This window comes from Pontibacter sp. LHS1 (genome assembly GCF_058932855.1).
Genome location: NZ_JBZYWF010000037.1, coordinates 1 through 659, shown reverse-complemented (window position 1 = coordinate 659; position 659 = coordinate 1). Strand labels below are relative to the sequence as shown.

General features: G+C 61.2%; 1 protein-coding gene. It reads left to right on the top strand.

The window, feature by feature from the left end:
* Nucleotides 1-27: 27 nt before the first annotated feature.
* Nucleotides 28-659: polysaccharide lyase family 20 protein (locus AC5FXQ_RS21775; RefSeq protein ID WP_493604514.1), on the top strand; the 632-nt coding region annotated here is incomplete at its 3' end.

Here is a 659-nt window from a genome sequence, read left to right as displayed (position 1 = left end):
TAAATTTTCAACTTTAGCCAAAACAAGATGAAATTGAGATTCCGCAACGTGGTGCTGCCAATGCTGGCCGGCGCCCTAGCCTTTTCATGCGAGAAAAAAGAAATGGAGGAGCTTTCGCCCTCCGCAGAGATGAGCGCCGAGGCCTCTCAGAACGCGACGGCCAACCACATATTCGAGGAGACGTTCGAGGGCAGCGCGGCCTTCGCCGGCCGCCACAAGCAGTTCGGCACCTCCTACGCCTTCCAGATGGCGAGCAACCCGGTGTTCCGCGGCGCCAAGTCGGGCCGCTTCGAGCTGCGCAGCGGTGATGCCCAGGTAGCCAACGGCACCCGCGCCGAGGTGATCGTGGCCGACCCGGCCACCAACAAGAACCGCTGGTACAGCTTCGCTGCCTACTTCCCATCCAAGGACTACGCCTCTGACTCAGGTGCTGAGCTGATCAGCCAGTGGTGGCAGACCTCGAGCAGCACGCAGGCCACCTCGCTCCGCGTTCGCCAGGACCGCCTGATCCTGCGCACGGGCAACAACGCCAGCTCCCTGAAGGAGATCGACCTGGGCCAGATCACCAAGGACACCTGGCAGGAGTACGTGTTCCACTTCATCCACTCCTACGGCTCTGACGGCCTGATCGAGATCTGGAGAAACGGCACCAAGATCCT